Annotated in this window: 3 protein-coding genes; all 3 read right to left on the bottom strand. The window is 28.3% G+C overall.

Translation table 11 applies throughout. The features are described from left to right. On the bottom strand, window positions 1-2,269 hold a 2,269-nt coding region (locus tag ACRDBA_RS11195; protein ID WP_438573000.1), incomplete at its 3' end, for a glycoside hydrolase family 95 protein. A gap of 329 nt (window positions 2,270-2,598) precedes the next feature. Beyond that, a complete protein-coding gene (locus ACRDBA_RS11190) occupies window positions 2,599-3,108 on the bottom strand; it encodes a GNAT family N-acetyltransferase (protein WP_438572999.1) in 510 nt (169 codons plus the stop codon). Between the two features lie 138 nt (window positions 3,109-3,246). After that, window positions 3,247-5,268: NPCBM/NEW2 domain-containing protein (locus tag ACRDBA_RS11185; protein WP_438572998.1), on the bottom strand; the 2,022-nt coding region annotated here is incomplete at its 5' end.

Genomic DNA, 5,268 nt, shown 5'->3' with positions numbered 1-5,268 from the left:
CAAATAAATTGTCCATAATCCCCGCATAGTTTGTTGAAAGCATAGATTGAACTATTTTATAAGTATTTTCTGAATCTAAAGTTCTTGCCCATAAATTAACCTTATGACCCTTAGACCATCCTGTAGCCTTAAATCCTCTTTCTAAAAGTGATGTCTTAGCTGCTTCAATTTCTTCACTATTATCTTTATTAATTAATGTTCCTGGGAATAAACCTACTAATTGTGAAATATGTCTATGGGATTCTCCACCATAATCACGATTAAAAGCTGGAATATTTGTTGTTACTCCATTATTAGAATATTTGCCTGGCGTTGTTTCTTGATACCATTCCTTTACTTGCCCACTATCTCCAATGATAATAGGATCTAATTTAGATTGTACATTTTTCCATGTTTCAACTTCCTCACTATCTTTCTCTAATATTGCTGCTGCATCTATAGCTTTTTGAAGTATCTCCCAAACTAAAGATTGATCATATGTTGTACCTACTGTCATTGGTCCATGTTCAGCTGATGTAGATGGTCCAACTACTAATCTAGGTTCTTCAGTTCCTTGTATTGTTTGTGACTTACTTTCAATTAAAGAATTAACCCACATATTAGCGACTTCTTTTACCATAGGATATAATGTTGATTCTAAATAATCTTTATCTTGAGTAAACTCGTAATAATCAAATGCATTTTGAAGTGCCCAAGTTCCACCATTAGGATTCCATCCATAATACTCTTCACCATGTGGTGATGTTTGTCCAAATGGATTATTAGCAGTATGAACCATAAATCCATTTCCTTCTCCAACTGGAGTTGTTTCAAAATTTTCTGTTTTAGCTCCTATACTCATTTCTGCTGACTTTCTTCCTGGTATAACTAACGTGCTCATATAATCTGCAAAAACTTTCCCACACTCAGCTAAGTTTGTAGAAAATGTTGGCCAGTAATTCATCTGAACGTTTACATTAAAATGATAGTCCCCTGACCATAAAGGTGATCCAATAGACCATAAACCAGCTAAATTACTTGGTAATGATCCTTCTCTTGAAGATGCAATAGTTAAATATCTACCATATTGAAAAACTAATACTTCTAAAGCTTTGTTATAGATACCATTCCTATAATTTTCAATTAGCTTATTTGTTGGAATATCAGGTGCAATTTCATTTAAATCTAACGAAACCCTATCAAAAAGTTCTTTGTAATCACTTGTATGATTTTCAATTAATTTGTTATAACCTTTTTTAGCTGCATTATTAACTACATTATTTACTCTATTAACTACTTCTTTATTTGATTCTCCAGTACGATATCCTGGATAAATATTCTTATAATCAGTTCCTGTTGAAAATATTAATAATACTTCATCAGCATTTCTTACCTTAAGAATACTATTTCCGTTTGGTTCTATAGTACTTTCTTTACCGTCTATAATTACTTTTACTGAAGCACTATAATTCATCTTATTTCCATTTAATGTTCCTACTAAATTTATCATATTATTTTTATCATCAACGGAAACTGTTGCATTTGATGAATTTAATGCTGATGATTTTTTAAGTTCAACATCAAAATCTAATTTACCCTCTCCATCTTTAGATAATCTTGTTACTAAAACATTATCTGGATAGCTTACAAAATGTTCTCTTAAATAGCTAGTTTCATTATAATCATATCTTACTTCTGAAATAGCATTCTTTATATCTAAGCTTCTTTCATAATTTTCAATATTCCCTGATGTAGCACCCATTTCACTAAAATCAAGATATATATCTCCAAAATCTTGCCATGACCCTAAATTTGAACTATTTGAAAATAATGCACTAGCTACACCAGTATTGCCTGTTTGTACTAAAGTGCTATTTGAATCAAATTTGTTTATAAGGTTGTTGTAAGCTTCAGTATTAAACTCACCTAATTTGTTTCCACCTATATATTTATTACCATCATTCATTGTTCCATCAGGATTATCAGGTCCCCCTGTCCAAAGTGTTTTATCATTAAAATGGATTCTTTCTTTTTCTACTCCACCAAAAACACTACTACCTAAAGTCCCGTTTCCTAAAGGCAATAACTTACTTTCTAACATTCTATTATCTCCTGAAATTGGAGCTGGTTCATCATACCACAAAGTTAAGCTCTTATCTTTTTCAATATTACTTTCTTCAACATTTGCCGTATTGGCTATTGCCATCACCGGCATTTCAAATATAATACAAGAACATAACAATATAGAGCATATAGACTTTAATATACTCTTACTTTTTCTCCTTAACATTTTCTTTCCCCCTTAAAATAACCATAGCTTAATATAAATCTTAGCTATAAGCTTTTAAAATATTCCTTTCATTATTTAAATTTCTATCATCCTCCTTATCTTAAATTTAGACCATACTTCTGTTAGCACCTATTTATATTTAGATATATTTTTAATCTTCTAAATATTCTTTCTAAAATTAAAGCCAACCATACCGGTTGGCTTATTCTTTATGCCTTACATCGTATAAGTCACTAAATAAATTTTAACATATTTTACCACATATTAATATTACATATATATATAAACTTAAATTTTACAGATGCTTTACAGATATTCACAAGTTTAATCTAAGCTTTAAACTTATAAATATAATGCAATATATCTTCTCCTCTATAATGCTTTATAAATTCCCCGTCTCTTTTAAATCCACATCTTTCAACAACCTTCATAGATGAATTATTATCAAATTTTATTTGTGCTACAATTTCATCTACATCAAAATTATCAAAGCAATACTTTACGCAAGCTTTTGATGCTTCTACTGCATATCCCTTTCCCCAATAGTTTTTATTAAATATATAGGCAAGTTCTACTTCTCTTTTTCCATCTACCTCTTCAACTAAAGTCCCACATACTCCTATAGCTTCATTAGTATCTTTAGTTTTAACTAAATAATACCCCATATCATACTCTTCAAATCTTTTATTATTTGTATTAATCCAATCTAAAACTTCATCATAGGAATATGTATGCCCCCAAGCATATAAAACTTCTATATCCCCTAAAAATTTGTATAAACCATCTCTATCCTCTTTTGTTATTTTACTTAATATTAATCTTTCTGTACTTAATACCATAGCCCTTCTCCCCTTTAATTAAACTATTTATATAATGTATAAATAAATAATACTATATTATATACTTGATATAAATATTATTATATAAAATAAGATCCACCATTAAAAATAGTGAACCTTATTATAAAAGTATTTAACTTATTTAATTTGTAATTCTTCTATAAAATATGTTAATTGGAATATAGCATTTCTAGTTTCTCTTTCATTAGCCTCTGTATTAAATAATACTTCTTTAACTAAATCTCTAAATACTATAAAGTTATTCCATCTAGCTTCAACATGATTGTTTGCACCAACAAAACTAATATCAGTAATAGAATCTGCATATTGCACTAATTCATTTAACTCCTTCTTATCTACTCTTTCTTCTAGATTTTTTATTGAGTTATTTAATTCATCAATCATAGCATTTACTTCAGTATTTGTTGAATTATTATTTTCTATTATATAATTAGCTTTATTAACTGAAATTAATAGAGTATTCCATGAATCATTTGTATATAAATACTCTTTAAATTCTTTAATAGATTCAACTAAGCTTATTAAGTCTTCATATGTTGTTACTTTTTCTAAACTGTTCTTTGCACTATTTAGTTCTTCATATAAAGAATCAATTTCTTTTTGATTATATCCATTACTTAATTCTAGATTCACCTTATCTTTTACTAAGGTTAAATTGTTCCATCCATCTTCTATATAATCATTTTTGTTTAATTTATTAATTTCTTCTATTAAATTATCTAATTTTACTCTATCTACTTCTTCACCTTCCGTGTTTGCATAATGTAATTTTGCATCTGCCCAATTACCATGATCTGATCCATTACCATTGCCACCATCAGTCATTACAAGTTTTAACTCCTTTGCTCCTCTTAAATCTATCTCAACAAATTTTTGTTTATCTGTAGATATCATTAATCCTGAATCATAAACTTTATTTCCATCTAAATATACTTGGAAGTTTACTGAACCAACAGTATTATACATTACTCTATCTACACCAATATAGCTTGTAAAATAGTCTGCTTTAATATTTATTAAATCATAAATAACTGTTCCATTAGAATGAGTTCCTAAACCTTTTTCATAAGAAACCACCTCACCATTTTGCCCAGTAAGTCTTATAGTGTTATTAGAATATGATTTATCTTTCTTAAAATCCCCATACGTATTATGAGTTGATTTCCATTCTACATCACTTAAATAAGTGTAGTCTTCCATATCTACAACATTTATATTTCTACTTTTTATTGTAATATTTCCATCTGAATCTTGAATTGTATAATCTAATTTATAAACTCCAGTTTTATTAAAGTTAACATGTTCTAATCCACTAACTACAACATTATTAGTTATATCTCCATCCTCTGAATCCATAGCTATATAACCTCCTGTAAGATCTATAGGTAATCCAAGCTTTGTAGATTCACTCTTTGGTATTTCTAATTGTGGGAATTTTGATCTTATTATTACTTCTGCTTTATTTAAATCCTCTTCAAATAAAGTAGCTGCTGGATGAGCTTTTGCTTCTTCCCTTAATGATTCTAGTTTTTCTAGTGTATTATATTTTTCTGTTACATCAACTTTATCTTTAGTTGTAAATAATTCATTTAATATTTTCTTTGCAAATACATCTTCACTATAAAAAGCCATTTCCCCTATACTTGCCCAATCTTGAATAGCTTCAACAAATACAAATTTCACTCTTCTAGCCTCAACACCATTTAAGTTAAATTCTATAACATCATTAACTGATCCTGTGTAAGTACCTTCCCCTACTTTATAAAAATCATCTTGATTTATGCTTTCAGAAACATATACTTCAAACTTTGATGCAAATCCCTTTCCACCATTTCTTGATTTATATGCCATTCTATCAACTTTTGTTAACTCATTTAATTCAAATACTACTTCATTTTTAAATGAATTGCTATTAGGTTTTCCAGTTTCCCAATGTACATTTACATTTCCATCTATAGCTTTATCAATACTACTTGTTCCATAGTTTCCTCCATTATTACTAACAGACTTAACTTTAATCTTAAACTCTTCATTATACTTATTTAAATTATCAAACTTACCATAATAAGATTTTTTAACATCAAGTATATCATAAACTGTAATATTTATTGTCTTTTCTATAAGGTTATTATCACTATC

The organism is Clostridium sp. (assembly GCF_051654825.1).
GTDB lineage: Bacteria > Bacillota > Clostridia > Clostridiales > Clostridiaceae > Clostridium.
The sequence above is the reverse complement of the archived record's forward strand: the minus strand, read 5'-3'. Positions and strand labels throughout refer to the sequence as shown.